Origin of the sequence: Bradyrhizobium sp. SRL28, assembly GCF_018596315.1 — a bacterium.
GTDB lineage: Bacteria > Pseudomonadota > Alphaproteobacteria > Rhizobiales > Xanthobacteraceae > Bradyrhizobium.
Map to the genome: position 1 here is coordinate 391,485 of NZ_JAHEAG010000004.1, position 26,057 is coordinate 417,541.

The 26,057-nt window shown below is 63.7% G+C and carries 24 protein-coding genes; 8 read left to right on the forward strand and 16 right to left on the reverse strand.

What is annotated here, in order from left to right:
• Positions 1–35: 35 nt before the first annotated feature.
• On the forward strand, positions 36–566 hold the full coding sequence (locus KIP88_RS13370; RefSeq protein ID WP_214488370.1) for a hypothetical protein: 531 nt from the start codon (positions 36–38) through the stop codon (positions 564–566).
• Between the two features lie 273 nt (positions 567–839).
• Here the strand turns inward: KIP88_RS13370 and KIP88_RS13375 are convergent, their stop codons facing one another.
• Together KIP88_RS13375 and KIP88_RS13380 are read right to left on the reverse strand one after the other, a co-directional pair.
• Complete coding sequence (locus tag KIP88_RS13375) at positions 840–1,430, reverse strand: DUF4337 domain-containing protein (RefSeq protein ID WP_214488371.1); 591 nt, start codon at positions 1,428–1,430, stop codon at positions 840–842.
• A gap of 116 nt (positions 1,431–1,546) precedes the next feature.
• Positions 1,547–2,518 (reverse strand): tyrosine recombinase XerC, encoded by a 972-nt coding sequence (locus tag KIP88_RS13380; protein ID WP_214488372.1) that lies wholly within the window; start codon positions 2,516–2,518, stop codon positions 1,547–1,549.
• Between the two features lie 125 nt (positions 2,519–2,643).
• On the opposite strand from KIP88_RS13380, the gene KIP88_RS13385 reads away from it, so the two are divergent.
• Entirely contained in the window at positions 2,644–4,854 is a 2,211-nt protein-coding gene (locus KIP88_RS13385; protein WP_214488373.1) for a primosomal protein N', read from the forward strand.
• Between the two features lie 31 nt (positions 4,855–4,885).
• On the opposite strand, the gene KIP88_RS13390 is transcribed toward KIP88_RS13385, so the two are convergent.
• Positions 4,886–5,509 carry an MSMEG_1061 family FMN-dependent PPOX-type flavoprotein gene (locus KIP88_RS13390; protein ID WP_214488374.1) on the reverse strand — a complete coding sequence of 208 codons (624 nt, stop codon included), beginning with the start codon at positions 5,507–5,509 and terminating at the stop codon, positions 4,886–4,888.
• A 250-nt stretch (positions 5,510–5,759) separates the two neighbouring features.
• The gene (locus KIP88_RS13395) at positions 5,760–6,239 is read right to left on the reverse strand and encodes a septal ring lytic transglycosylase RlpA family protein (protein WP_214488376.1); all 480 of its coding nucleotides are present in this window, start codon (positions 6,237–6,239) and stop codon (positions 5,760–5,762) included.
• A 656-nt stretch (positions 6,240–6,895) separates the two neighbouring features.
• On the opposite strand from KIP88_RS13395, the gene KIP88_RS13400 reads away from it, so the two are divergent.
• The 6 genes from KIP88_RS13400 to KIP88_RS13425 all read left to right on the forward strand — a co-directional run bounded on the left by KIP88_RS13400 (position 6,896) and on the right by KIP88_RS13425 (position 13,853).
• On the forward strand, positions 6,896–7,456 hold the full coding sequence (locus KIP88_RS13400; protein ID WP_214488377.1) for a F0F1 ATP synthase subunit delta: 561 nt from the start codon (positions 6,896–6,898) through the stop codon (positions 7,454–7,456).
• A complete protein-coding gene (atpA, locus tag KIP88_RS13405) occupies positions 7,456–8,985 on the forward strand; it encodes a F0F1 ATP synthase subunit alpha (RefSeq protein WP_214488378.1) in 1,530 nt (509 codons plus the stop codon). The genes KIP88_RS13400 and atpA overlap by 1 nt, the downstream gene beginning before the upstream one ends.
• A gap of 93 nt (positions 8,986–9,078) precedes the next feature.
• Positions 9,079–9,957 (forward strand): F0F1 ATP synthase subunit gamma, encoded by an 879-nt coding sequence (locus KIP88_RS13410; protein ID WP_214488379.1) that lies wholly within the window; start codon positions 9,079–9,081, stop codon positions 9,955–9,957.
• Positions 9,958–10,015: 58 nt separating this feature from the next.
• A complete protein-coding gene (atpD, locus tag KIP88_RS13415; protein WP_214488380.1) occupies positions 10,016–11,458 on the forward strand; it encodes a F0F1 ATP synthase subunit beta in 1,443 nt (480 codons plus the stop codon).
• Positions 11,459–11,572: 114 nt separating this feature from the next.
• The gene (locus KIP88_RS13420; protein WP_214488381.1) at positions 11,573–11,980 is read left to right on the forward strand and encodes a F0F1 ATP synthase subunit epsilon; all 408 of its coding nucleotides are present in this window, start codon (positions 11,573–11,575) and stop codon (positions 11,978–11,980) included.
• A gap of 199 nt (positions 11,981–12,179) precedes the next feature.
• Positions 12,180–13,853 carry an adenylate/guanylate cyclase domain-containing protein gene (locus KIP88_RS13425; protein ID WP_214488382.1) on the forward strand — a complete coding sequence of 558 codons (1,674 nt, stop codon included), beginning with the start codon at positions 12,180–12,182 and terminating at the stop codon, positions 13,851–13,853.
• Between the two features lie 416 nt (positions 13,854–14,269).
• On the opposite strand, the gene KIP88_RS13430 is transcribed toward KIP88_RS13425, so the two are convergent.
• The 12 genes from KIP88_RS13430 to KIP88_RS13485 all read right to left on the reverse strand — a co-directional run bounded on the left by KIP88_RS13430 (position 14,270) and on the right by KIP88_RS13485 (position 25,927).
• On the reverse strand, positions 14,270–14,767 hold the full coding sequence (locus tag KIP88_RS13430; protein ID WP_214488383.1) for an RNA pyrophosphohydrolase: 498 nt from the start codon (positions 14,765–14,767) through the stop codon (positions 14,270–14,272).
• 192 nt (positions 14,768–14,959) lie between these two features.
• On the reverse strand, positions 14,960–15,466 hold the full coding sequence (locus KIP88_RS13435; RefSeq protein ID WP_214488384.1) for an RNA pyrophosphohydrolase: 507 nt from the start codon (positions 15,464–15,466) through the stop codon (positions 14,960–14,962).
• Positions 15,467–15,562: 96 nt separating this feature from the next.
• On the reverse strand, positions 15,563–16,756 hold the full coding sequence (locus KIP88_RS13440; protein ID WP_214488385.1) for a divergent polysaccharide deacetylase family protein: 1,194 nt from the start codon (positions 16,754–16,756) through the stop codon (positions 15,563–15,565).
• Between the two features lie 190 nt (positions 16,757–16,946).
• Positions 16,947–18,305 carry a S41 family peptidase gene (locus KIP88_RS13445; RefSeq protein WP_214488386.1) on the reverse strand — a complete coding sequence of 453 codons (1,359 nt, stop codon included), beginning with the start codon at positions 18,303–18,305 and terminating at the stop codon, positions 16,947–16,949.
• Entirely contained in the window at positions 18,302–19,624 is a 1,323-nt protein-coding gene (locus tag KIP88_RS13450) for a murein hydrolase activator EnvC (RefSeq protein ID WP_214488387.1), read from the reverse strand. Before KIP88_RS13450 ends, KIP88_RS13445 begins: the two co-directional genes overlap by 4 nt.
• Before the next feature lie 96 nt (positions 19,625–19,720).
• On the reverse strand, positions 19,721–20,203 hold the full coding sequence (gene rlmH / locus KIP88_RS13455; RefSeq protein WP_214488388.1) for a 23S rRNA (pseudouridine(1915)-N(3))-methyltransferase RlmH: 483 nt from the start codon (positions 20,201–20,203) through the stop codon (positions 19,721–19,723).
• 96 nt (positions 20,204–20,299) lie between these two features.
• Positions 20,300–20,653 (reverse strand): ribosome silencing factor, encoded by a 354-nt coding sequence (gene rsfS / locus KIP88_RS13460; protein ID WP_214488389.1) that lies wholly within the window; start codon positions 20,651–20,653, stop codon positions 20,300–20,302.
• A gap of 232 nt (positions 20,654–20,885) precedes the next feature.
• Complete coding sequence (locus tag KIP88_RS13465) at positions 20,886–21,515, reverse strand: nicotinate-nucleotide adenylyltransferase (protein WP_214488390.1); 630 nt, start codon at positions 21,513–21,515, stop codon at positions 20,886–20,888.
• 31 nt (positions 21,516–21,546) lie between these two features.
• A complete protein-coding gene (locus KIP88_RS13470) occupies positions 21,547–22,839 on the reverse strand; it encodes a glutamate-5-semialdehyde dehydrogenase (RefSeq protein ID WP_214488391.1) in 1,293 nt (430 codons plus the stop codon).
• A gap of 116 nt (positions 22,840–22,955) precedes the next feature.
• A complete protein-coding gene (gene proB, locus KIP88_RS13475; protein WP_214488392.1) occupies positions 22,956–24,098 on the reverse strand; it encodes a glutamate 5-kinase in 1,143 nt (380 codons plus the stop codon).
• Positions 24,099–24,191: 93 nt separating this feature from the next.
• A complete protein-coding gene (gene obgE, locus KIP88_RS13480) occupies positions 24,192–25,244 on the reverse strand; it encodes a GTPase ObgE (protein ID WP_214488393.1) in 1,053 nt (350 codons plus the stop codon).
• A 197-nt stretch (positions 25,245–25,441) separates the two neighbouring features.
• Positions 25,442–25,927 carry a MaoC family dehydratase gene (locus tag KIP88_RS13485; RefSeq protein WP_214488394.1) on the reverse strand — a complete coding sequence of 162 codons (486 nt, stop codon included), beginning with the start codon at positions 25,925–25,927 and terminating at the stop codon, positions 25,442–25,444.
• Between the last annotated feature and the right edge of the window lie 130 nt (positions 25,928–26,057).

The window sequence follows — 26,057 nt, forward strand, 5'->3', positions numbered from 1 at the left end:
CAGTGGACGTCATTCCGCTCTAGAGATTACAATCGATGATGCGCCGCCTGTTACAGCCGTTCTGGGTCCTGCTTGCGGTCATCTTCCTGATCGAAGCCTGGCTGTGGGATCATCTCGAGCCGATCGTCGAGCGCATCGTTGCGCTGATCCCGCTGCGCGCCTTCAAGCAATGGCTCTCCGGTCGCGTCGATACGCTGTCCCCCGCGATGACGCTGATCGTATTCGCGGTGCCGGTGATCCCGCTGTTTCCGCTGAAGCTGGTCGGCCTCTGGCTGCTGGCGAATGAGTATTGGCTGAGCGCGGCCGTCGTCATCGTGTTCGGAAAACTCGTCGGCGTCGGCGTCACCGCGTTCATCTTCGACGTCACGCGGTCCAAGCTGCTGCAGATGGCGTGGTTCAAGACGGTCTATGAATTCATCATGGCGATGCGTGCCAAGGCTGCGGCCCTGGTCCAGCCGATCAAGCAGCGCATACGTGAGATGCTGCGTGGCGACGGCGACGGCTGGTCATCGCGCACGCTGCGGCTGATCGCGCGTTTCCGCAAGAGAGTGCACGAAGCGCGTTGATGCCTTTCGCTTGTCGTCACCCGCCTTGTGCGCGCTTGCGCACTGGGGCGGGTGACCCAGTATTCCAGAGGCCGTAATGATTGAGCCGAGAAGCCGCGGCGTACTGGATGCCCCGCCTTCGCGGGGCATGACAGTCGTAGGGTGGGCAAAGGAGCGAAGCGACGTGCCCACCATCCATCACCGAAATCGCTGTGAGATGGTGGGCACGCTGCGCTTTGCCCACCCTAGGGATCGCGGCGTTCGCAGCTGCGCGCCGATGACGAACGAAGGCCCTCAATGCAGATGCAAGAGATGCGGCGCGTAGAGGCCCAGCGCGGTAATGCCGATGCCCGCGATCGCCAATATGCCTGACACCCAGGCCAGAGCGATCATGCCGGTGATGATGGTGGCCGAGGCCAGCACGATGCCGATCTGGAAGGCGGCCGAGGCGATTTCGTAGTGGTGGTATTTTGCGGTGGCGTCGTCGCGCTGTTTTTCGGCGTGCTTGGCGCGCTTGGCGAGTTCTTCCGAACCTTCGCCGGTTTCCGGCTCCGAACGGTAACGCGCCGCGGTCTTGTTCCAGTCGTCGATCTGCTTTTGCAAGGCCGCTTTCGCTGCATCGTCGCCGATGGTCCCCAGGCTGAGCTTGGCGTGTTCCGCGGTGGCCTGAACCGTGGTGCGGCGGATGCTCTTGGCCTGGAAGAACGCCCACAGGTTCGAGGCCTCGACATTCTTGCTGATGGCTTCGGTCTGCGCGCCCTTGCCCAGTGTTTCCGATAGCGCCAGAAACAAGGCGATCACGGCGATCAGCAACGCGATCTTCTTGTTCGAGCCCGAAGCGTGCTCGGCATGCTCCGCATGCTCCATGCTTTCATGTGCGCCCATTGATTCCCCTCCTGCGATTGACGCGCGCACGATTGCCGAACCGCAATGCGAGCGCAAGAGCCAAGCTTAAGAGGCCATCGATGTGACGGGAGTGTGTCGGCGGGGTATGCGGGCGTTCACCCCCGCGGATGCGCGCTCTTGTACACTTCCAGCAGGCGCTCGCTGTCGATGCCGGTATAGATCTGCGTGGTCGAGAGCGAGGCGTGGCCGAGCAGTTCCTGGATCGCGCGCAAATCGCCGCCGCGGCTGAGCAGATGGGTCGCGAAGGAATGTCGAAGCGCATGGGGCGTGGCGCTGTCGGGCAGGCCGAGCGCGCCGCGCAGCCGCTCCATGGTGAGCTGGATGATCCGCGGCGAAAGCGGTCCACCGCGCGCGCCGACGAATATCGGTCCGGCCGGGGGCAGCGAATGCGGGCACATCGCAACATAGTCAGCAATCAGCGCAAGCACGTTTTGCAGCACCGGCACCATCCGGGTCTTGTTGCCCTTGCCGGTCACGATGAGGACGTCGCCTTCGCCCGGCTTGGGCACGTCGCGCCGTTTCAGTCCCAGCGCCTCGGAGATGCGCAAGCCGGATCCGTAGAGCAGCGCCATGACGGCGGCATCGCGCGCCCAGATCCAGGGATCGCGCTCCTCGCCGGCGCGCTCGTCGGCATCGGCAAAGCGCTTGGCGGCATCCATCTGGATCGGCTTGGGCAGGCTCTTTGCCACCTTGGGCGCACGGATGGCGGACAGGGCGCCGACCCTGCCTTTGCCTTCGCGTTCGAGATAGCGCCCGAATGAACGCAGGCCCGCCAGCGCCCGCATCAGCGAACGCCCGGCAATGTCTTCGGCGCGGCGCATCGCCATGAAGGCCCTGACGTCGGTGGCCTCCAGCGCCGCAAACCGTTTCAGTGTGACCCTTGTCCCCCAGTGCTCGGCGAGGAAAATGAGGCATTGGCGGAGGTCGCGGGCATAGGCTTCGAGCGTCTTTGGCGAGAGCCGCCGCTCGGCGCGCAGATGCGTCAGCCACCGCGCCATCTCCAGCGCGAAGCCCTCGTCGGCACAGTCGAGTTCGATCGGTTGGGGCGCCGGAACTTCCTTGGCCATCAGCCTTGCCTTGAAGCTTGCCTTGGATACGGTGATTCAACGCATTATATCGCACCTCTTTCGTTTACCGTTCGCTAACTTGGCGGCGCGGCGCTAGCCTTCTTCACCTCAAGCCCGATTCCCCGATGGACCACGCCACAAGCGAAACCACCTCCTCCGCATCGGCGACCCGCGTCGTCGACGTGCTGGTGCCGGTCGCGCTCAATCAGAACTATTCCTACAGGGTGCCGCGCGGCATGGCGCTGAAGCCCGGCGATGTCGTCTGCGTGCCGTTGGGGGCGCGCGAGGTGGTGGCGGTGGTGTGGGCGGAGAACGCCAATCCCGATCCGCGCCTGCACAACCGCCTGAAGGATGTCGGCGAAAGGCTCGACGTGCCGCCGCTGAAAGAGGAACTGCGCAGCCTCGTCGACTGGGTCGCCAACTACACGCGGTCGGCGCGCGGCATGGTGCTGCGCATGGCCTTGCGGATGGGCGAAAATCTCGGGCCCGAGCGGATGCGTCTCGGCGTGCGGCTGGTGGGCGAGCCGCCACGGCGCCTGACGCCGGCACGGCGGCGGCTGATCGAGGTGCTGTCGGACGGCCTGCTGCACGGCAAGTCCGAAGCGGCGCGGGAAGCCGGCGTCAGCGGCGGCGTGGTCGACGGCCTGGTCGATGAGGGAACGCTCGCTGTCGAGGCGATGCCGCCGCCGCTGGCGCCGCCCGCGCCTGATCCCGCCTTCGCGCAGCCGGAATTTTCTCCCCAGCAACGCACGGCCGTTGACGCGATGCGGGCACTCGCCGCCAATGGTTCGTTCCATGTCGCGCTGCTCGACGGCGTCACCGGCTCCGGCAAAACCGAGGTCTATTTCGAGGCGATTGCGGAAATCATCCGCCGCGGAAAACAGACGCTGATCCTGATGCCGGAGATCGCGCTGACCGGCCAATTCCTCGATCGCTTTGCCCAGCGTTTCGGCGTGCGTCCGATCGAGTGGCATTCCGAGCTGACGCCGCGCACGCGGCAGCGCAATTGGGCGGCGATATCAGCCGGCGAAGCTCCGGTCGTGGTCGGCGCGCGCTCGGCGCTGTTTCTGCCTTATGCGGATCTGGGCCTGATCATCGTCGATGAGGAGCACGATCAGGCCTACAAGCAGGACGATGGCGCGCATTACCACGCCCGCGACATGGCGGTGGTGCGCGCGCATATCGCCAAAATTCCGATCGTGCTGGCGTCCGCGACGCCGTCGGTCGAAACCGAAGTCAACGCGCGCAAGGGCCGTTATCAGCGCGTCGCGCTGCCGTCGCGGTTCGGCGGCCAGCACATGCCGCATATCGAGGCGATCGATCTGCGCCGCGCGCCGCCGCCGCGCGGCCGCTTCATCTCGCCGCCGCTTGCCGAACAGATTCAGTTCGCGATCGAGAAGCGTGAACAGGCGCTGTTGTTTCTCAACCGCCGTGGCTACGCGCCGCTGACTTTGTGCCGGGCCTGCGGCCATCGCTTCGCCTGCACCATCTGCGATGCTTGGCTGGTGGATCATCGTTTTCGTCAGCGTCTGGTCTGTCACCATTGCGGCTTCTCGATGCCGCGCCCGAACATATGCCCGCATTGCCAGGCCGAGGAATCCCTCGTTGCGATCGGTCCGGGCGTCGAGCGCCTGCAGGAAGAGGCGGCCGAGCTGTTCCCGAATGCCCGCACCATGGTGCTGTCGAGCGATCTCATCACCTCGATCGAGACCATGCGCAGCGAGCTGAACGAAATCGCCGAAGGCCGCGTCGATATCATCGTCGGCACGCAACTGGTGGCGAAGGGACATAATTTTCCGCGGCTCAATCTGGTCGGCGTCGTCGATGCGGATTTGGGCCTCGGCAATGGCGATCCGCGCGCCGCCGAGCGGACGTTCCAGTTGCTCAACCAGGTGATCGGCCGCGCCGGGCGCGAGCAGGGGCGCGGCGTCGGCTATCTGCAGACCCACCAGCCCGAACATCCCGTGATGAAGGCACTGGTCGCGAGCGACCGCGAGGCGTTCTATGCCAGCGAGATCGAGGCGCGCGAGCGCGCCGGCTATCCGCCGTTCGGCCGGCTCGCCAGCCTGATCATCTCCGCGGGCGATCGGCCGACCGCGGAAGGTTTTGCGCGCAGGCTCGCCGCCACAGCCCCGATAGACGAACGTATTCAGGTGCTGGGGCCTGCCGAAGCGCCGCTTGCGGTCATCAAGGGCCGCTATCGGTTTCGCTTGCTGGTGAAGTCGCTGCGCAATGTCGATCTGTCGGAATATTTGCGCGAATGGCTCGCTGCCGGGCCGAAGACCAAGGGCAATCTCAAGCTCGAGGTCGACGTCGACCCGCAGAGCTTTTTGTAAGCGCCGTATCCTTCAAACGAGAAGGCGCCCGTCAGCCATTCGACCACAAATTGCTCGTGTATCCCCGCTCGACAAAGGCGTCGATTTTCGCCGCCTGATCCTCGTCGCCACCAGTCTGGGCCGCAAAAATCTTTCCGAACGAGATACGCTTGGCTTCCGGCCAGTGCTCCGGTTCCCAGAGGTGCGATCGGATCACCGAACGCGCGCAGTGGAAATAGCACCGCTCGATGTGGATCCGGATCGCAAGCAGCGCCGGGCGGCCTGACTTGCCAAATGCAGCCAACAGTTCGGCATCGTCAAAGATCTCAGCCCGGCCGGACAGCCGCAACGTTTCGCCGGTTCGGGGTCGCAGGAAAATCATGCCGATCCGGCCGGTCTCGATGATGTTCTGCAGGCCGAACGCGAGGTGGTTGCCTGCCCGTTCGGGAAGCAGAACCGTTCGTTCGTTTTCGACGTGGACGAACCCGGGTTCGTCGCCCTTTGGCGACACCTCAATCGGCCCGTCGCGACCGGCCGTGGCCATCAGCCCAAACGGGCAGGTCTGGAGGAAGTCGATCGCCTGTTCGTCGAGGAAGGGAAGTATCTTGGCCTTGGTGGTCTCGCGGGGTTCGGGGAGAACTTGTCTCAGTTGCTCCACGGTTTTGACCTGGCTCATGATTGCGATCTCGCCGGTGAAGGGGCCTGCAGCTGCGGACGGCCGTACGCCCTGTTCCCGCAGAACCTAGCACGGTCCTCCTGACACCGTGGTGGCCAGAGCGGCACGGCAACAAGAATGCCTTTAACAAAAAAAGGCCTGCCGTCATTTGCGACGGCAGGCCTTTGTTGCCGCGGAAAGCTCCGCGACCGTTATGCAACGCAACGCTTACTCGATCTGATGGACCGGAAACGGCGCGTGTGACGCGCGCTTAGGAAATGACCTCGGCGGTGACGTGGCCGACGCCGGCGCCGGTCAGGCCGACGGCGCGGGCAGCCCCCTTGGAGAGGTCGATCACACGGCCCTTGATGAAGGGGCCACGGTCATTGATCGTGACGACGACGCTCTGGCCACGATAGGTCACCCGGACCTTGGTGCCGAACGGCAGCGAGCGGTGAGCTGCGGTCATGGCGTTCTGATTGAAGCGCTGACCGGAAGCAGTCTTGCTGCCGGATTCATTGCCGTAAAAGGAGGCCTTTCCCGAGAAGGAACCGGAAGAGCGGATCGAGGCATTGGCATCGAGCCAGTTGCTCTTGGCTTGATGCGAGTGGCTCGAGTGATGGCGATGATGCCTGGATTTTGCAGAAGCTTCGGTGATGCTGCCACCCACCAGGAGAGTTGCGGCGATCAAGGCGAAGGCCGTACGCGACCGGATTGCACGTTCCGGCGCTACATTATTGGCATTCAACATAAACTAGTCCCTCAGACAGTATTGTCACATGTGTGACAAGTGGAACCCCCGTCCCAGTTTCAGTGGTTGCCGTTTGGTGACGCAATAAGGCATGAATTGGGCAGTAAAGACGGATTTTGGCCGGCTGACATATCTTGTTACTGAGATCAACTAATCAAACGATATTCCGTAATCTTGGGCGTTAACAAAATTTTAACTACTTCATTACTCATTATTACTCACCAATACTGTAATCCTTGTTGGGGCGAAGATTTGTTCAAGTAATGTTCAAATGAAAAGGAGCCGGCGCGGTTCGTTCCGGCCTGCTCCGCTCATGCCCGCCATGCAAATACGGGCGGAACCAATCCGACCGCGGCCGAAGCGCGATGTCGCGGTGGGTGCGTCGAAGGCGGACCTGGGACAGTTTGATCGCCGTCAAAAACGACGTCTGGCCGGCCTGAAAATTGACGTGCGACAAGGCATCGCCCGAGCGCGCGGTCATGTTGCACCTGCGCGCTCGCTATGTTAGCAAAGCCGCGATTTTACCGATCCCGGCACCTCGCGTGCCGGTCGAAAATCGAAGTCCCGCTTGAATTCCAAGGGCTTGGATCGCTAGGCGCCGCTACCCGTGGCGACGGTTTTTCCCTTGCGAGTTTGACAGCTGAAAAGAGCGAGTTGTGGCTGCTGAAGATCCGTCCGTTTCGGGAGTGTCCGGCCGTTATGCTACGGCCTTGTTCGAGTTGGCGCGCGACGAGAAATCCATCGACGCGGTGAAGGCCGATCTCGATAGATTCGAGGCCATGCTGAACGAAAGCGCCGATCTGAGGCGCCTCGTTCGCAGCCCGGTTTTCTCGGCAGATGCGCAGGCCAAGGCGCTCAATGCCATACTCGACAAGGCCGGAATTTCCGGCACTTCCGCCAAATTCCTTAAAGTCCTGACCGCCAACCGCCGGCTGTTCGCAGTCGCCGATGTGATCCGCGCCTTCCGTGCGCTGGTGGCGAAGTACAAGGGCGAGGCGACCGCCGACGTCACCGTCGCCGAACAGCTCAATGAAAAGAATCTCGACGCGCTGAAGACCGCACTGAAATCAGTGACGGGCAAGGACGTCGCGCTCAACGTGAAAGTCGATCCCTCCATCATTGGCGGCCTTGTGGTCAAGCTCGGCAGCCGCATGGTGGATAGTTCGCTTCGCACCAAACTCAATTCGATCAAGCACGCGATGAAAGAGGCAGGCTGATGGACATCCGCGCCGCGGAAATTTCCGCGATCCTCAAGGACCAGATCAAGAATTTCGGCCAGGAGGCTGAGGTTACCGAAGTCGGACAGGTGCTGTCCGTCGGTGACGGTATCGCTCGCGTCTATGGTCTGGACAACGTCCAGGCCGGTGAAATGGTCGAGTTCGAGAACGGCACGCGCGGCATGGCGCTGAACCTCGAAACCGACAACGTCGGTATCGTGATCTTCGGCGCCGACCGCGAGATCAAGGAAGGTCAGACCGTCAAGCGTACCCGCGCCATCGTGGACACGCCGGTCGGCAAGGGTCTGCTCGGCCGCGTCGTCGACGCGCTCGGCAATCCCATCGACGGCAAGGGACCGATCCAGGCCGACAAGCGTATGCGCGTCGACGTCAAGGCGCCCGGCATCATTCCGCGCAAGTCGGTGAACGAGCCGATGGCGACCGGCCTCAAGGCGATCGATGCACTGATCCCGGTCGGCCGCGGCCAGCGCGAACTGATCATCGGCGACCGTCAGACCGGCAAGACCGCGATCGCGCTCGACACCATTCTGAACCAGAAGCCGCTCAACGCGCAGCCGGACGAGAACATCAAGCTGTATTGCGTCTATGTCGCGATCGGCCAGAAGCGTTCGACCGTTGCCCAGTTCGTCAAGGTGCTCGAAGAGCAGGGCGCGCTGGAATATTCGATCATCGTCGCTGCCACCGCGTCCGATCCGGCGCCGATGCAGTACATCGCGCCGTTCACCGGCTGCACCATGGGCGAGTATTTCCGTGACAACGGCATGCACGCCGTCATCATCTATGACGATCTGTCCAAGCAGGCCGTCGCCTACCGCCAGATGTCGCTGCTGCTGCGCCGCCCGCCGGGCCGCGAAGCCTATCCGGGCGACGTGTTCTATCTGCACTCCCGCCTGCTCGAGCGTGCGGCGAAGCTCAGCAAGGATCACGGCTCGGGTTCGCTCACCGCATTGCCTGTCATCGAAACCCAGGCCAACGACGTGTCGGCCTACATCCCGACCAACGTGATTTCGATTACCGACGGTCAGATCTTCCTGGAAACCGATCTGTTCTTCCAGGGCATCCGTCCGGCGGTGAACGTCGGTCTGTCGGTGTCGCGCGTCGGATCGTCGGCGCAGACCAAGGCGATGAAGAAGGTCGCCGGCAAGATCAAGGGTGAGCTGGCGCAGTACCGCGAAATGGCGGCGTTCGCGCAGTTCGGCTCCGACCTCGACGCCTCGACGCAGCGCCTGCTGAACCGCGGCTCGCGCCTGACCGAACTCCTGAAGCAGCCGCAGTTCTCGCCGCTGAAGATGGAAGAACAGGTCTGCGTGATCTGGGCCGGCACCAACGGCTATCTCGACGCGCTGCCGCTCAACAAGATCCGCGCCTTCGAAGACGGCCTGCTGTCGCTGCTGCGCGGCAAGAACGTCGAGATCCTCAACGGCATCCGTGACAGCCGCGATCTCTCCGACGATCTCGCCGGCAAGCTGAAGAGCGCGGTCGAAGGTTTCGCCAAGACGTTTGCTTGATGATTTGCCGTTGAGGCCCGGCGATTGGCCGGGCCTGACGAAAGAGTGGCTTGCGGTCGGGTCTAGACACCGGATCGCCGGGGTGAACTGAGAATGGCTTCACTAAAAGACATGCGGGTCCGCATCGCCTCGACCAAGGCGACGCAGAAGATCACCAAGGCGATGCAGATGGTCGCGGCTTCCAAGCTGCGCCGTGCGCAGACTGCTGCCGAAGCGGCGCGGCCCTACGCCGAGAAGATGGACGCGGTGATTTCCAATATCGCGTCGGCTGCGGCCGGTTCGCCCGGCGCCCCGGCGCTGCTGGCCGGCACCGGCAGGGATCAGGTGCACCTGCTGCTGGTCTGCACCGGCGAACGTGGCCTGTCGGGAGCCTTCAATTCCTCGATCGTGCGTCTGGCCCGTGAGCGGGCGTATTCGCTGCTCAACCAGGGCAAAGAGGTCAAGATTTTCTGCGTCGGCCGCAAGGGCTACGAGCAGCTCCGCCGAACCTTCGAGAAGAACATCGTCGAGCATCTCGACCTGCGCTCGGTTCGCCAGCTCGGCTTCGTCAACGCCGAAGACATTGCCAAAAAGGTTTTGGCGCGCTTCGAGGCCGGCGAGTTCGATGTCTGCACGCTGTTCTATTCGCGCTTCAAGTCGGTGATCTCGCAGATCCCGACCGCCCAGCAGATCATTCCGCTGGTGGTGGAAGCGCCGGCAGCGAATGCCGGGCCGGCCACGTCTTACGAATACGAGCCGGAAGAAGACGAGATCCTGACGCGCCTGCTGCCGCGCAATCTCGCGGTGCAGATCTTCCGTGCGCTCCTGGAAAACAACGCCTCGTTCTACGGCGCGCAGATGAGCGCGATGGACAACGCCACCCGCAACGCCGGCGACATGATCCGCAAGCAGACCCTGATTTACAACCGAACCCGTCAGGCCATGATCACCAAGGAGCTGATTGAAATCATCTCCGGCGCCGAGGCGATGTAACGGCGACAGGCACGATCAAACTGACGGTTTCCAGATACGAATTCGAAGGAGAGAGTTTATGGCCACACAAGCCACCCAGACCGGACGCATCACGCAGGTCATCGGCGCCGTCGTCGACGTGCAGTTCGAGGGACATCTGCCCGCCATTCTGAACGCGATCGAGACCAAGAACGGTGGCAACCGTCTGGTGCTCGAAGTGGCGCAGCATCTCGGCGAATCCACGGTGCGCACCATCGCGATGGACACCACCGAGGGTCTGGTGCGCGGCCAGGAAGTCACCGACACCGGCCAGCCGATCGCGATTCCGGTCGGCGACGGCACGCTCGGTCGCATCATGAACGTCATCGGCGAGCCGATCGACGAAGCAGGTCCCATCAAGTTCGAAGGCAAGCGCGCCATTCATCAGGAAGCGCCGACCTATACCGACCAGTCCACCGAAGCTGAAATTCTCGTCACTGGCATCAAGGTCGTCGATCTGCTCGCACCCTACGCCAAGGGCGGCAAGATCGGCCTGTTCGGCGGCGCCGGCGTCGGCAAGACCGTGCTGATTCAGGAGCTGATCAACAACGTCGCCAAGGCCCACGGTGGTTACTCGGTGTTCGCCGGCGTCGGCGAGCGTACCCGCGAAGGCAACGACCTCTATCACGAGTTCATCGAATCCAAGGTCAACGCCGATCCAAAGAATCCCGATCCGAGCGTGAAGTCGAAATGCGCGCTGGTGTTCGGGCAGATGAACGAACCCCCGGGCGCCCGCGCCCGCGTCGGCCTCACGGGTCTGACCGTCGCCGAGCACTTCCGCGACCAGGGCCAGGACGTGCTGTTCTTCGTCGACAACATCTTCCGCTTCACCCAGGCCGGCTCGGAAGTGTCGGCGCTCCTGGGCCGTATTCCTTCGGCCGTGGGCTATCAGCCGACGCTTGCCACCGACATGGGCGCGCTGCAGGAGCGCATCACCACGACGCACAAGGGCTCGATCACCTCAGTGCAGGCGATCTACGTACCGGCCGACGACTTGACCGACCCGGCGCCCGCGACCTCGTTCGCCCATCTGGACGCGACCACGGTGCTGAACCGCGCGATCTCGGAAAAGGGCATCTATCCGGCGGTGGATCCGCTTGACTCGACATCGCGCATGCTCTCCCCGCTCGTCGTCGGCGAGGATCACTACAACACCGCGCGCATGGTTCAGCAGGTGCTGCAGAAGTACAAGTCGCTGCAGGACATCATCGCCATTCTCGGCATGGACGAACTGTCCGAAGAGGACAAGATCGCCGTGGCGCGCGCCCGCAAGATCGAGCGCTTCCTGTCGCAGCCGTTCCACGTCGCCGAAGTCTTCACCGGCTCGCCCGGCAAGTTCGTCGATCTCGCCGACACCATCAAGGGCTTCCGTGCGATCTGCGAAGGCAAGTACGATCACCTGCCGGAAGCTGCCTTCTACATGGTCGGCACCATCGAAGAAGCCGTCGAGAAGGGCAAGAAGCTGGCGGCTGAAGCAGCTTAAGCTTGATGTCGTCATTGCCGGGCTTGACCCGGCAATCCATCGACTCAAGAGAAGCTTTGCCTGATGGACCCGCGGGTCAAGCCCGCGGGTGACAGCGGAAAGAACGGAAAGACTATGGCTACCTTTCATTTCGATCTCGTCTCTCCCGAAAAGCTCGCCTTCTCCGGCGAAGTCGATCAGGTTGACGTTCCCGGCGTGGAGGGCGATTTCGGCGTGCTGGCCGGACATGCGCCCGTCGTGGCCGCGGTTCGCCCGGGCATCCTGACCATCACCTCGGGCGGTGCGCACCAGAAGGTCATCGTGCTCGGCGGCCTTGCCGAGATGTCGGAGAACGGCCTCACCGTGCTCGCTGATGTCGCTACCTCGTTGGAGGATGTCGATCGGGCGCAGTTCGCCGAGACGATTGCCGAGATGGAGGCGAAGCTCGCCGAGAAGGAAGGCTCCGAACTCGATCGCGCCATCGAGCGGCTGGACCACTACAAGAGCATCCAGCAGGAGCTCACTTCGACGGCTATGCACTAAGCCCCGGGGCACCGCTCCGGGGCTTCCTGAAGGCCCCCCTGATAAACGCCAGCGCTCGTCACACTGTGACGGGCGCTGAGCTTTTTACGGCAGTGTTTCTCTCGCAAAGCCCCCGCCATCGCCCGGAACCGCTATGGTTGCCCCGGGGAACTTCTGGCGGCATTCTCCCGCGCCAGATCGGGGTTCGGGGCTGCTTTTCATGAAGCGCAAGATTGCAGCGATTTTTGCGGCCGATATTGCCGGCTACTCTAGACTGGTTGCCGAGGACGAAGAGGAGACGCTGCGTCGCCTGGCGTCCTACCGTCAGGTGACCGACGATTTCATCGCCAAGGGTGGTGGGCGCATCTTCAATACCGCTGGCGACGCCGTGCTCGCCGAATTTCCGAGTGCCGTCGAAGCCGTACGCTGCGCGATCGACATCCAGGAAAGCCTGCGCACCCGCAACATGGCTTATCCGCCCAGCCGCCATATGTCCTTTCGCATCGGCATCACCATCGGCGATGTGGTCGAGCGCGACGGCGACCTCCTGGGTGATGGCGTCAACATCGCCGCGCGTCTGGAGGGCCTCGCCGAAGTCGGCGGCATCTGTATCTCGCGCGCGGTGCACGAGCAGGTCGCCAACAAACTGTCGGTGCAGTTTGCCGATATCGGCGCGCAGGAGGTGAAGAACATCCCGACACCGGTGCACGCCTACATGGTGGCGATGCGCCGCGAGGACGGCACCTACGCAACGCCGCAGGTCAAGAAGCCAGCGAAGGCGCAAGGCGCGCCGCAGCCGAACTGGATGTGGCCGGTCGCGGTCACGGTGGTCAGCCTGGCCGCGATCGGTGTCGGCGGCTTTCTCTATTTCACCAAGCTCGAGACGTCGGCGTCCCAGGTTGTGGCCTCCAGCAGCACCGCGAGTCCGGCGCCATCAGCCGTGGCGGCGCCTCCGTCAACGCCTGCTCCGGCGGCAACGGCTGCTTCGCCCGCTCCCGCCGCTTCACCGGCGCCCGCTGCAAAGGCTGCAGTGCCTGCGCCGTCTGCATCGCCACCGATGGTCGTATCGTCAGAAAAATTCGCCGCCGCCAACGTTCCCTTCATTAGCGACAAGGCCCGTGCCACGCTTGCTTCGGACTACGCGCCGGCTGCCGATTTCAAGGCGTTCTCGCTCAACATCGGCGGGTTCAACGCTTTCGTCACGGCGCAGCCGAGCGAGGAGGCTGCGAAATCGGCCGCGGTGGAGCAATGCCAGAAGCGCGCCGATGCCGCGCAGTCGCCGCGCAAATGCGAATTATACGCTGTCGGCGATACCGTCGTTTACGCGCACGGCAGGCCGCCAATGCCGCCACTGCCCTGGATCAGGCATGATCCCGTGATCGAGCAATCCTTCGTCGCCAAAAATGTCCCGCTCACCCGCGACGGCGGCAAGGCGCGGCTTGAAGCGGTCTATGCGCCGGCGCGAAAGCACAAGGCGCTCGCGCTTGGCCCTGGCGGCGCGCTTTTCTTTCCCTTTGCGCTGGACAGTGTCGAGGAGGCCGTGCGGCGTGCCCTGGAGTCGTGCGGCGGCATCGCCGGCGTCCCCTGCATGCTCGTCGCGCTCAACGACAATTTCGTGGTTCCGATTCCGGCCTCGCTCAAGATAACCGGGTTCTTCAAGACTGCCGGCAATACGATGATCTCAGCCGGCGCGCGCGACGACGTCGTGCGCCGGCTCGCGGATGCCTCGAGCGGCTGGAACGCCGTTGCGGTCGGTGCGGCCGGCCGGCCCGGGCTGGGATTGAAGGCGGCCGATGAGCAGGCCGCCGTCAATGCTGCGCTCGCCGAATGCGCCAGGCGCGACAGCAATTGTCAGGTCATCGCGATCGGCCCGTTTTCAGTCGGACCTAACTAGACCACGACCTGCTGGCGCCTGAATTCGATTGATCTGTTGTCGATAAAGTCTCGGAAGTTCCAGAGGCGGTGGACCTCCGGCCGATGGCCAACAGCATGAACAGGCCCCGGTAACCATGGTAGCGGGCAGCCGGACGGGTACGTTCGCGCCCGTGCATGATCAGGGCGCCATTCTGGTCGTGCACCCGCCACTCCCAACTCCGGCGGCGCTTGGCAACAGTCACGTCCATCATGAGAGGCAAGACACCGTACGGGGGGTGGTTATTTCAAGGCTGTGCCCGTTAGTCTGCGGTCGGCATAAAAAGGTTCGCTGATACCAAAACACCGACGGCAGGGGACGCCTTCTGCGAGTTCCGACGGCCGAAAAATATTGAGCAACAAAACGCTGTCAAGCGTCCGCGACGAGACCACGTAAATCTACCGGGCGAATTCCGCAAATACCCGCGCTACCATCCGGTACACGTCGCGCCGGAACGGAACCACGAGGTCGGCGACTTGGTCGAGCCGCTCCCAGCGCCACGAATCGAATTCGGCCGGCTGGCCGTTGCGCGGCGTCAGTGGGTCGATCTCGTCGTCGCTGCCGGTGAACCGCAGCGCGAACCATTTTTGCCGCTGGCCGCGGAAATGGGCGAGGCGATGGGTGGACGGACCGTCATAGGCCGGAAAGTCATATTTTATCCAATCGGTCTCGCCGAGATATTCGGCGCTGACCGCTCCGGTCTCTTCCCAGAGTTCCCGCATCATTGCGTCCCGCGGGTTCTCGTCGGCGTCGATGCCGCCCTGTGGCATCTGCCATTCGAGGCCGGGAAGAATGATTTCCGGTCCATCATCCCGGAAGCGGCGGCCGATCAGCACCTGGCCCGAGGTGTTGAACAGCGCGATTCCCACGTTGGGGCGATAGAGTTTGTCGGACATGGCGTTTAAGGGGGTACCGGACAGCGCAACTTGAAAAGAAAACTAGAGCAGGATGAGGCTAGGTTGGGGCGTGATGACGGACCATCTCGTGTCCCGGACGCAAGCGGCGTAAGCGCTGCGAGCTGGGGCCCATTCTACTTTGCATGGGGTTGTTTTCGCGATTTTCCGTCATTCGACCCCAACCGATCCGGCCTAGCCGCCCGCGAGGCTGGAGAATTCCTTGACCACGCGTTCGTAGACCGGCCGCTTGAACGGAACGATCAGGTTCGGGAGATTCTTCATCGGCTCCCAGCGCCAGTTCACGAACTCGGCCTTGTGTCCGCCGCCGCCGGGACTTGAGACGTTGATTTCGGCGTCCTTGCCGGTAAAGCGCACCGCGAACCATTTCTGCCGTTGCCCGCGGTATCGGCCCTTCCAGGCGCGGCCGGCCACCGTGCGTGGAATGTCGTAGATCAACCAATCCGGGACTTCGCCGAGTTTTTCCACCGAGCGGACGCTGGTTTCCTCGTAAAGCTCGCGCTTCGCGGCCTCCCAGGTGTCCTCGCCGGGATCGACGCCGCCCTGCGGCATCTGCCAGACGTGGGTTTCATCGACATGTTCGATGCCGCCGGCGCGGCGGCCAATGAAGACCAGCCCGGCCGCATTGATCAGCATCATGCCGACGCAGGTCCGGTAAGGCAGGTCCTCGTAGCGCGCCATGTCCCTCACGGTTCCTTTGCCTGCATCAAGTCCACTCGCAATCGGTCGGTCCGGCGCAATCCGGGAAAGTCCGGATCGCCGCCATCAGCTTGATCTCTAGCCTGATTTTGATTTCAGCATCGCCGTTGTCAATGGCACAAGCATGATGCCGCGGCTGTCGAGCGTCTTGATCCAGGCGGCAAGCCGCTCGATCGAAATCGGGAGCGCCGAGGCGATGCCGACGGCCAGCCCGCGCTCCTTGGCGAGCGTCTCCAGCTTGACCAGTGTTCGGTCGATCTCGGCCGAGGTCGGCACGGCATCGATGGTGAAATCGGCCTTGGCGAAGGGCATCGATTGGGCCGCGGTCAGGGACAGCGCGGCGCTGCGCGGCGAGGAGCCGTCATCGAGATAGCCGAGGCCGCGCTTGGCCGCCTCGCGGATGATCGGCTGCATCACGGTGTCGGTCGCGGTGAAACGTGCACCCATGAAATTGGCGATCCCCGCATAGCCCTGGAAACGGCTGAGGTGCCAGTACAGCCGGTCGATGTTCTGCTCGGGCGTCAGCGTCGTGAGCAGGGTCTGCGGGCCGGGGTCATTGTCGGGATAGTCGAACGGCTCCATCGGAACCTGAAGCAGGATCTCGTGGCGCTGCGCTCGCGCCCGGTCGGCGAGCTTGGCGGGGTCTGCTCCGTAAGGGGTGAATGCCAGCGTCACGGCCGGCGGCAGCTTCATGATGGCATCGGCCGTCTTGGCGGCACCGACACCGAGCCCGCCGACGACGATGGCAACGACAGGCATCTTGGCGGCCTTGGTGCGGTCGGCGTCGGCCGCATAGACCGTGAAGGGTTTTAGGCCGTCGGCAACCACCGGGATCATGCCGTAGCGCGACTTTTCCAAAAGGCGCGGATCGATGCCGGTCATCGCCGCCGCCGGCGCAGGCTCGGTGCCGGTCTTGTCGGCGGCATCGCTGCCGATCACGACGTCCTGGCGCTTGCCGCTGGAGCCGTCGATGATGGTGACGGTCTTGCTGTCGCCGCTTGGAGCCTGCTGCGCGGATTTCGCGGCCTGTTCGGGATGGCCGGAGGCGGCTGCCGGCTTTTCGTCCGCCGGCTTGCGCAGCGCGATACGGGCGACCGGCTCGCCGCCGAACGGGTTGTCGGTGAAAAGGGCTATGGTGAGGAAAGCGACCAGGAACAGGCCGAGCAGCACAGCCAGCGCCTGCATCGCAGTGAAGGGCAGCCGAAACCGGCGCTTCTGGCGCTCTGTCTTCTGTCCGAGCGGCGTGCTCAGATCGTCGGTCATTTCCGTCATGGACCTCCCCGAATCACCGGGGCCGACGATACCACGGCGGGGCAGGGCCACGGCAGTTCCGCCGCGGTCGTCCTCGTCTTGGTCGGAATCTTTGGCCCGAAGCGCAGGTGCGCCTGGCTATTCCGCCGCCCAGCAAAAAGGGCGACCCGAAGGCCGCCCTTTTTTCGAATACTGTGGCCGGTGGAGCCGATCAGTTCGCGGCCTTGGTGGCCGGCTTGTCGATCGCCGCCTTGTCGCCGGTGGCCGGTGCTGCGGTCGCGGTCGACTTGATGCCGTGCAGCAGGTCGGCCGCGGTCTTCAGCGCCTTGTCGTCCTTGGCGTCCGGCGGCACGTAGGATTGCGAGCCGGTCTTCTCGTCGCCGTCGTTCTTAAGATGACCGCGCAGCGAGGCCTCGCCCTTGGTGTCGGTACGCGACTTCAACTCGTCCGGCACGTCCTGCAGCACCTCGATGTCGGGCACGATGCCCTTGGCCTGGATCGACTTGCCCGACGGCGTGTAATAGCGCGCGGTGGTGAGCCGCAGCGCGCCGTTGCCGCTGCCGAGCGGGATGATGGTCTGCACCGAACCCTTGCCGAACGAGCGCGTCCCGACCAGCGTGGCCCGCTTGTGGTCCTGCAGCGCGCCGGCGACGATTTCGGAGGCCGAGGCCGAGCCGCCGTTGACCAGCACGATGATCGGCTTGCCCTTGGTAAGGTCGCCCGTATGCGCCGCGCGGCGCTGGGTTTCCTCGGCATTGCGGCCGCGGGTCGAGACGATCTCGCCGCGCTCCAGGAAGGTGTCGGAAACGGTGACCGCTTCCTCCAGCAAGCCGCCCGGATTGTTTCGGAGGTCGATGATGTAGCCCTTCAGCTTGTCGCCGATCTGGTTCGAGAGGTTGCCGATCTCGCGCTTCAAGCCCTCGGTGGTCTGCTCGTTGAAGGTGGTGACGCGGATATAGGCGATGTCGTCCTGTTCGACGCGGGCGCGCACCGAGCGGACGCGGATATTGTCGCGCACCAGGGTGACTTCGATCGGATTGTCCTGGCCCTTGCGGATGATCTTGAGTCGGATCTTGGTGTTGACAGGTCCGCGCATCTTCTCGACCGCCTGGTTGAGGGTGAGACCCTGCACGGCTTCGTCGTCGAGATTGGTGATGATGTCGTTGGCCATGATGCCGGCCTTCGACGCCGGGGTGTCGTCGATTGGCGAGACAACCTTGATCAGGCCGTCTTCCATCGTGACTTCGATGCCGAGCCCGCCGAATTCACCGCGGGTCTGCACCTGCATGTCGCGAAAACTCTTCGCGTCCATGTAGCTCGAATGCGGATCGAGCCCGGCCAGCATGCCCGAGATCGCGGACTCGACCAGCTTGGAATCGTCCGGCTTCTCGACATAGTCGCTGCGCACACGCTCGAACACGTCGCCGAACAGATTGAGCTGGCGGTAGGTGTCGGAGGTTGCCGCACGCGCACTCGATCCCATCAGCACGGAACGAGGCTGCGTAACGAAGAGCGTCAAAGCCGCACCGGTGGCGGCGCTGAGAAGAATTACAGAAGTCTTGCGCATCATCCGCGAACCTTTTCGCCTTCGTTAGCGGCCCACCATGGGCCTGAGTCGATTGGAGTGCCGTCCTTACGGAACTCGACGTACAGCACCGGCTGGCTCGCGGTCGTCGCGAGAATGGATGCAACCTGGGACGTCGTCCCCATGGTCGCGACCGGCTCTCCCGTAAGTACAAACTGGCCGATGTTTACCGAAATGCGCTCCATCCCGGCGATCAGGACATGATACCCGCCCCCGGCATTGAGGATCAAGAGTTGTCCGTAGCTGCGGAAGGGCCCGGCGTAAACAACCCAGCCGTCACACGGTGTTGTGACCTGAGCCCCGGCCTTACTTGCCAAGGAAATGCCTTTTTCTACGCCACCAGCACCGTCGGAACCGCCAAAATCGCGAATCTTGCGGCCATTGACCGGAAAAGCGAACAGCCCCTTGGCGGAGGCAAAGGCGACCGCAGGGCTTAATCGAGCGGGATCTTTCAGTGCCCCCAGGTTGGGCTTGCCGCCCGGGGCCGCCGGAGCGCCCTGCAGGCTGGCGGTTGCGGCCGCCTTGGCCGCACTCTTCAGGTCCTGCTCCATTTTCGTGATCAGACCTTGCAGGCCCTCGACCTGCCTGGACAGGTTGATGGCGCGCGCGCCCTCGGCCTCGACGTCCTTTTCGATCGCGCTCTGCTTGCGCTGCCGCTCTTCCACCAGCGCAGCCAGCCTGACAGAATCGTCCTTCAGCCTGTCGCGGTCCCGCGCCAGCACATCGCGCTCGGTGGCGATGGTCTTGCGCAAATTTACGAGCTCGCCGAGATCGGCGGCAAGTTTCTCCGCGCGTCCGCGCAGTTCGGGGACGACCGATCCGAGCAGCATGGCGGTGCGCAGCGATTGCAGCGCGTCTTCGGGCCGCACCAGCAGCGCCGGCGGCGTGCGCCGGCCGGCGCGTTGCAGCGCCGCCAGCACCTCGACGATTTCGGTGCGGCGTGAATCGAGCGAAGCCCTGACGGCCTGTTCACGGCTGTCGAGCGGGCGCAGCCGGCCCTCGGTCTCGCCGATGCGGGTCTCGACGCTGCGGACCTGGGTTGCGATTTCGATCAGTTGCTGGTTGAGCTTGGAGCGGTCCTGGCCGATCGCAGCGATATCGGCCTTTAGCTTTTGTTGCAGTTCGGCCGCCTTGCGCTGCTGCTCGCGCGTGGCCTCCAGTTCCTCCTCGCGCTGCTTGATGGCATCGGGGGAAACGGCCGTCGCCTGCTTTGCGGGTGCGGCGGATTGCGCTAGCGCCGGCGAAAGCGATGCCGTGGCGAAGCTCGCGGAAAGCAGCAGCAGGGAAAGCAAGACAGCCGACATCAGCGGCCTGCCGCGGCCGGCGGTGTCGAATGAGTGAATGTCCCGCGTTGAATGCATCCGGTTTATTCGGTGTTATCTGTATTCACGTCACCGTGCCTAGGCGCGATGGTAGGGGTGGCCGGCCAGAATGGTCGCGGCCCGGTAAATCTGTTCAAGGAGCATGACGCGAACCATTTGATGCGGCCAGGTCGCCGAGCCGAACGCAATGCGTAATTTAGCCTTGCGCTGCAAATCGGGCGAAAGTCCGTCCGCGCCCCCGATCGCGAAAATTGTGTTGGCGATCCCCTCATCCCGCCACTGGCCAAGCTGCCGGGCGAAGGTCGCGCTGTCGATGCTCTTGCCGTGCTCGTCCAGCGCCACCAGCACGGATTTCTCCGGTATTGCCGCGGCAATCGCCGCGGCTTCCTCCGAGATCCGGGTCGCGGTATCGCGCGCGCGGCTTTCCGGAATTTCATGAATCGCCAGGCCGCGAAAGCCGAGCTTGCGGCCGATGTCCTCGAAGCGCTCGCGATAGCGTTCGGCCAGTTCCTGCTCCGGGCCCTGCTTCAGCCGGCCGATTGAGACCACGACAAGGCGCATGAATGCTGTTTCTGGCGTGCACTTTCCGGCACGCGCGCTTTTAAGCGCGCGCAAGCAGACTACACGCGCCTCAGCCGATTCGCATCGGCCGAAAGTTCAGATCGCTGCCGCCGCCGGGTTTTGCGTCCACAACCTTTCCAGATTGTAGAATTCGCGCACCTCGGGTCTGAACACGTGCACGACCACATCGCCGGAATCGATCAGCACCCAGTCGCAATTGGGCAAGCCCTCGACATGGATGTTCCTGATGCCGTTTTCCTTCAGGGCTTTCGTGACGTTTTCCGCGATCGCGCCGACATGCCGGTTAGCCCGGCCTGACGTGACGATCATGTAATCGGAAAAGGCGGATTTGCCGCGAAGGTCGATGGTGACCGTTTCTTCCGCCTTCATATCGTCGAGGCGGGAGAGGATCATATTCAGCGTCTTGTCGGCGTCGGGTTGCGCCTTCAAGGCCGCAGCTTGTGTCGATGTTTTACGCGGGGTCTTGGCAGACTTGACAGGAGCCTTGCTGGGAACCTTGGGTAAAACAGACTTGGACTTGGACAATACAGATGTGGCCAGGGACCATTCCTTTCACTGTATCGCGAACGCCGAATCCCGGCGTACACGGACCATATTAGGCATGTGGGGTTAATGGTTTCAATATTCCAGTGAATCCCACCTGCCGGTTCGAACTAAACTGTCACTTCTTTGCCTTCCAGCTCCCGTCCGGGTTCCGCAAGCCGGTCGACGACATGTCCAGTTTCAGGCCGGTGAGGAAAGCCCAGGCGGGAGCATGCTGATCGGCTAGCCGGGCCGCCTGATTCTCAGGCAGCCGATAGCGCGCCAAGGCCTGCGCGGCCGGTGCGGCAAGCGCCCGAAAACTCTGCGGCGGACGGTCGATCACCGCAATCGGCACCTCCGCGGCGATGCGCCGCCAGTTTTGCCAACGATGAAATTGCGCGAGATTGTCAGCGCCCATGATCCAGACGAAGTGCACGCCGGAAACGCGGCGGCGCAAATGGATGATCGTGTCCACAGTGTATCTGGTGCCGATGACAGCTTCGAGACAACTGACGTCGATGCGCGGATCGTCGGCGATATCAAGCGCGGCGTCGGCGCGTTCGGCAAGGCCATGCAGCCGGCCGTTATCCTTGAGCGGATTGCCCGGCGTCAACAGCCACCAGACGCGATCGAGCTTCAGGCGCTTGATCGCAAACAGGCTGATGGCGCGATGCGCCGCGTGCGGCGGATTGAACGAGCCGCCGAGCAGGCCGATGCGCATGCCTTTGGTATGGAAGGGGATGGCTTGCGCGGCGGATTGCGATTGCATCAGCCGGGTCACCGCGTGCACGGGCTAGCGTTCACGGCCGCGTCTGCCCGGTGCCGTGAACGCGATATTTGAAACTCGTCAGTTGCTCGGCTCCGACCGGCCCGCGGGCGTGGAATTTGCCGGTGGCAATCCCGATCTCGGCGCCGAAACCGAACTCGCCGCCGTCGGCGAACTGCGTCGATGCGTTGTGCAGCACGATCGCGGAATCGACCTCGCTGAGGAATTTCTCCGCAGCCTTCGCATCCTCCGCCACGATCGCGTCGGTGTGGCGCGAGCCGTGATCATGGATATGCGCGATCGCAGCATCCACGCCGTCGACAACGCGCGCGGCGATGACGGCGTCGAGATACTCGGTGTCCCAGTCCTCGTCGGATGCAGGCTTCACGCGCGTATCGATCTTCTGGACGGTCGCGTCGCCACGCACCTCGCAGCCGGAGTCGATCAGCATCTCGACCAGCGGCTTCAGCGCGGTCGCCGCAGCCGCGCGATCGATCAGCAGGGTTTCGGCCGCACCGCAGACGCCGGTCCGGCGCATCTTGGCGTTCAGCACGATCGACATTGCCATATCCAGATTGGCGGATCGATCGACATAGACGTGGTTGACGCCCTCGAGATGCGCAAACACCGGTACGCGCGCTTCCGCCTCGACGCGTGCGACCAGGCTCTTGCCGCCGCGCGGGACGATCACGTCGATGCCGCCACCCAGTCCTCCGAGCATCAGCCCGACCGCCGCGCGGTCGCGCGTCGGCACCAGCGTGATCGCAGCTTCCGGCAGGCCGACTTCGCGCAGGCCTTGCGCGAGGGCTTCGTGGATGGCGCGGCACGAACGAAAACTGTCGGAGCCGCCACGCAGGATCACGGCGTTGCCGGACTTCAGGCACAGCACGCCGGCATCAGCGGCGACATTGGGACGGCTCTCGAAGATCACGCCGATGACGCCGAGCGGCACGCGCACGCGCTCGATAGTCATGCCGTTCGGCCGCTGCCAGCTCTCGGTGACGGTGCCGACCGGATCGGGAATGCTGCGCACGGTCGCAACGCCGTCAGCCATGGAATCGATCCGGGCCGGCGTCAGCGTCAGGCGGTCGATGAAGGCAGAGGTCGCGCCGCCGGCGCGGACTTCCGCCACGTCCTCGGCATTGGCCGCGAGGATCTTTGTCGCACTGGCGCGGATTGCCCGCTCGATCGCCTCCAGCGCCCGGTCCTTCTGCTCCGGCGGCGCCAGCGCCAGCACCCGCGCAGCGGCGCGGGCGTGGGTGGCGAGGTCGGTCATCAAAGCGGGCAGATCGGCGTTGCCGTCGATTGCCTTGAGAGGCGCGGTCATGGGAAGGCTCGTGGCTTGATTAAGGCCATGTCCTAGCACGGAAATCCTGCTTTTGCGAGGTCCGGAACCGGCATGGCTGGTTGGCGCTATCTGAAGCAGGCAGCTCGGCCAGTGGCCTACTTGGCTGGAATTGCCCCGGCCGGACCCACCACGAGGTCATCCCGGTGGATCATCTCGGCCCGCCCACTGATGCCGAGGATCGCCATCACGTCCGGCGACGAGCGGCCCTTGATCTTCTCGGCATCCTCGGCGTCGTAGGCGACGAGGCCGCGGCCGATCTCGTGGGTGTCGGGGCCGCGCACCACAACCGCATCGCCGCGGGCGAACTGGCCCTCGATCCGGATCACGCCGGCCGGCAGTAGGCTTTTGCCTGCGCGCAGAGCTGCGACCGCGCCGGCATCGATGGTCAGTGTGCCTTTCGGCTCCAGCGAGCCTGCGATCCAGCGCTTTCGCGCGGTGACGGGGTTGGCCGGCGTCAGGAACCAGGTGCAGCGGCCGCCATCGGCAATCGCCTGCAGCGGATGCTCGATCTTGCCCGAGGCGATCAGCATATGCGTGCCTGACGTCGTCGCGATCTTCGCAGCCTCGATCTTGGTGAACATGCCGCCGCGCGACAATTCGGATTCAGCGGCGCCCGCCATGCCTTCGATCTCCGAGGTGACGGATTCGACGATCGGAATCAGTTTTGCGTTGGGATTGGCGCCGGGCGGCGCGTCATAGAGGCCATCGATGTCGGACAACAGGATCAGCAGATCGGCGCTCGCCATGGTGGCGACGCGCGCGGCGAGGCGATCATTGTCGCCGTAACGGATTTCGTTGGTGGCCACCGTGTCGTTCTCGTTGATCACGGGCACCGCGCGCCATTCGAGCAGTTTGCCAATCGTCGAGCGGGCATTGAGATAGCGGCGGCGCTCCTCGGTGTCCTGCAGCGTCACCAGGATCTGTCCGGCGCCGATGCCGTGATGGCCCAACACTTCCGACCAGATCCGCGCCAGTGCGATCTGCCCCACGGCGGCGGCGCCCTGGCTTTCCTCGAGCTTCAGCGGACCGCGCGGCAATTTCAGGCGGCTGCGACCGAGCGCAATCGAGCCGGATGAGACCACCAGCACGTCGCGGCCTTCGCCGTGTAGCTTGGCGATATCAGCGGCCAGCGCCGACAGCCACGCCGAGCGGACCTCGCCCGCATGGGAGTCGATCAGAAGCGAGGAGCCGACCTTGACGACGATGCGGCGAAAGTTTTTGAGCGCGGGGCGTTTCATGGAGGCGGTCGAATGATGCGGATGATCGGGAAGCAATACGCGCCAGTTCCCGGTTTTGGAAGTGGCGCGGCCGCGGCAAGGCTTAAGTTTGCATCAGCCCTGCGGCGGCGTCGCCGGCGTCCACGGGTCCTGGCTGCCTTTGGCCTTGAGCGAAACCGGGGCCTCGCCGATCACCTCGACCAGCGCCTTGAGCGCTTCGGGCACGCCTTCGCCGGTCACGGCTGAAAGCAAAAGCGGGGTCTTCTTCGCGGCGCGCTTCAGGCGATCGCGCTGCTTCTTCAATTCATCCGGCGCAACCGCATCGATCTTGTTGAGCGCGACGATCTCGATCTTCTCGGCGAGATGTCCCTCATAGGCCTCGAGCTCGGTCCGCACCGTCTTGTAGGCCTTGCCGGCGTGTTCGCAGGTCGCATCGATCAGATGCAGCAGCACGCGGCAACGCTCGACATGACCGAGGAATCGGTCGCCGAGCCCCGCGCCTTCATGCGCGCCCTCGATCAGGCCGGGAATGTCGGCGAGCACGAATTCGCGGCCCTGCGCATTCACGACGCCGAGCTGCGGATGCAGGGTGGTGAAGGGATAGTCCGCGATCTTCGGTTTCGCTGCGCTGACGACGGAGAGGAAGGTCGATTTGCCGGCGTTGGGCAGGCCGACGAGGCCGGCATCGGCAATCAGTTTCAGCCGCAGCCAGATCCAGCGCTCTTCGCCTTCCTGGCCGGGATTGGCGTTGCGCGGCGCGCGGTTGGTGGAGGATTTGAAATGCGCGTTGCCGAAGCCGCCATTGCCGCCTTCGGCCAGCACGAATTTTTCGCCGAGCTCGGTGAAGTCATGGATCAGCGTTTCGCGATCCTCATCGAAAATCTGGGTGCCGACCGGCACCTTGAGCACGATCGATTTGCCGTTGGCGCCATGGCGGTCCTTGCCCATGCCATTGGTGCCCTTCGGCGCCTTGAAGTGCTGCTGGTAGCGATAGTCGATCAGCGTGTTCAGCCCGTCGACCACCTCGATGATGACGTCGCCGCCACGGCCGCCATTGCCGCCGGAGGGCCCGCCGAACTCGATGAATTTTTCGCGGCGGAACGCCACGCAGCCGTTACCGCCGTCGCCGGAGCGGATATAGACCTTTGCCTCGTCAAGGAATTTCATGATTTGTACTAGTTAGGGCAGGGGGCCCCGTGCGGCAACCCTCAAGGCCCGCAACATTGACGAAAAGCCTTAATTTTCGGGCGTTTTTGCGAGCCAGTGCGGTGTTCCGCGCCGCCTGGGCCAATACCGCCAGCCCCGTCTCACCTGGGTTGCTCCCATGCGGTGATTGCTTCGGCCGGCATAACCAGGCGGACTGTTTACGAACCCTGAGGCCTCCGACGAAGCAGGAATTTCTGCATTCCCTCCAGCACGAGCTCCTTGCGCTGATTGAACACCGTAGAACGCAGCGTCACCACGCCGGTGCTGCGGCCGGGGACCAGCTCGGTCACTTCGAGCGCGGGATAGATGGTGTCGCCGGCATAGACCGGCTTCAGGAAGTTGCTCGATTGTTCGAGGAATCCGACCAGCGATTCCTCGACGATATAGGGAAACAACCCGGCGCCCGGGGCGGTGTGGACCAGGGTCTGGAACCCATGCGCGAGCAGGTCCGGCATGCCGCGGGCGCGGCAATATTCGACGTCGTAGTGGATCGGATGGGTGTCGCCGCTCGTCGTCTGGAACGCGGCGAACACTGCCGAGGTCTGGGTCCGGCTCGGGATCACGAAGCGCTCGCCGAGCACGAAGTCTTCGAACCAGCGCTGTTCGCTCACCATGCGGTGTTGTGCGGGATCGAAGTCGGTCATGCCTGATTTCCCTGCGATGTCTTGCCATTAGTCCACGGCGTATCGGTATCTCACCGATATCGCTGCGACAATTGGTTCAATTCGTCGTGCCCGGACTTGTGCCGGGCAGCCACGTCTTTAAAACAGCCGC

Bases quoted from the DNA above. Each gene is read 5' to 3' on its own strand.
- KIP88_RS13370 (WP_214488370.1), top strand. From the start codon at position 36: ATGATGCGCCGCCTGTTACAGCCGTTCTGGGTCCTGCTTGCGGTCATC.
- KIP88_RS13375 (WP_214488371.1), bottom strand. From the start codon at position 1,430: ATGGGCGCACATGAAAGCATGGAGCATGCGGAGCATGCCGAGCACGCT.
- KIP88_RS13380 (WP_214488372.1), bottom strand. From the start codon at position 2,518: ATGGCCAAGGAAGTTCCGGCGCCCCAACCGATCGAACTCGACTGTGCC.
- KIP88_RS13385 (WP_214488373.1), top strand. From the start codon at position 2,644: ATGGACCACGCCACAAGCGAAACCACCTCCTCCGCATCGGCGACCCGC.
- KIP88_RS13390 (WP_214488374.1), bottom strand. From the start codon at position 5,509: ATGAGCCAGGTCAAAACCGTGGAGCAACTGAGACAAGTTCTCCCCGAA.
- KIP88_RS13395 (WP_214488376.1), bottom strand. From the start codon at position 6,239: ATGTTGAATGCCAATAATGTAGCGCCGGAACGTGCAATCCGGTCGCGT.
- atpA (WP_214488378.1), top strand. From the start codon at position 7,456: ATGGACATCCGCGCCGCGGAAATTTCCGCGATCCTCAAGGACCAGATC.
- KIP88_RS13410 (WP_214488379.1), top strand. From the start codon at position 9,079: ATGGCTTCACTAAAAGACATGCGGGTCCGCATCGCCTCGACCAAGGCG.
- atpD (WP_214488380.1), top strand. From the start codon at position 10,016: ATGGCCACACAAGCCACCCAGACCGGACGCATCACGCAGGTCATCGGC.
- KIP88_RS13420 (WP_214488381.1), top strand. From the start codon at position 11,573: ATGGCTACCTTTCATTTCGATCTCGTCTCTCCCGAAAAGCTCGCCTTC.
- KIP88_RS13425 (WP_214488382.1), top strand. From the start codon at position 12,180: ATGAAGCGCAAGATTGCAGCGATTTTTGCGGCCGATATTGCCGGCTAC.
- KIP88_RS13430 (WP_214488383.1), bottom strand. From the start codon at position 14,767: ATGTCCGACAAACTCTATCGCCCCAACGTGGGAATCGCGCTGTTCAAC.
- KIP88_RS13435 (WP_214488384.1), bottom strand. From the start codon at position 15,466: ATGGCGCGCTACGAGGACCTGCCTTACCGGACCTGCGTCGGCATGATG.
- KIP88_RS13440 (WP_214488385.1), bottom strand. From the start codon at position 16,756: ATGACGGAAATGACCGACGATCTGAGCACGCCGCTCGGACAGAAGACA.
- KIP88_RS13445 (WP_214488386.1), bottom strand. From the start codon at position 18,305: ATGATGCGCAAGACTTCTGTAATTCTTCTCAGCGCCGCCACCGGTGCG.
- KIP88_RS13450 (WP_214488387.1), bottom strand. From the start codon at position 19,624: ATGTCGGCTGTCTTGCTTTCCCTGCTGCTGCTTTCCGCGAGCTTCGCC.
- rlmH (WP_214488388.1), bottom strand. From the start codon at position 20,203: ATGCGCCTTGTCGTGGTCTCAATCGGCCGGCTGAAGCAGGGCCCGGAG.
- KIP88_RS13465 (WP_214488390.1), bottom strand. From the start codon at position 21,515: ATGCAATCGCAATCCGCCGCGCAAGCCATCCCCTTCCATACCAAAGGC.
- KIP88_RS13470 (WP_214488391.1), bottom strand. From the start codon at position 22,839: ATGACCGCGCCTCTCAAGGCAATCGACGGCAACGCCGATCTGCCCGCT.
- proB (WP_214488392.1), bottom strand. From the start codon at position 24,098: ATGAAACGCCCCGCGCTCAAAAACTTTCGCCGCATCGTCGTCAAGGTC.
- obgE (WP_214488393.1), bottom strand. From the start codon at position 25,244: ATGAAATTCCTTGACGAGGCAAAGGTCTATATCCGCTCCGGCGACGGC.
- KIP88_RS13485 (WP_214488394.1), bottom strand. From the start codon at position 25,927: ATGACCGACTTCGATCCCGCACAACACCGCATGGTGAGCGAACAGCGC.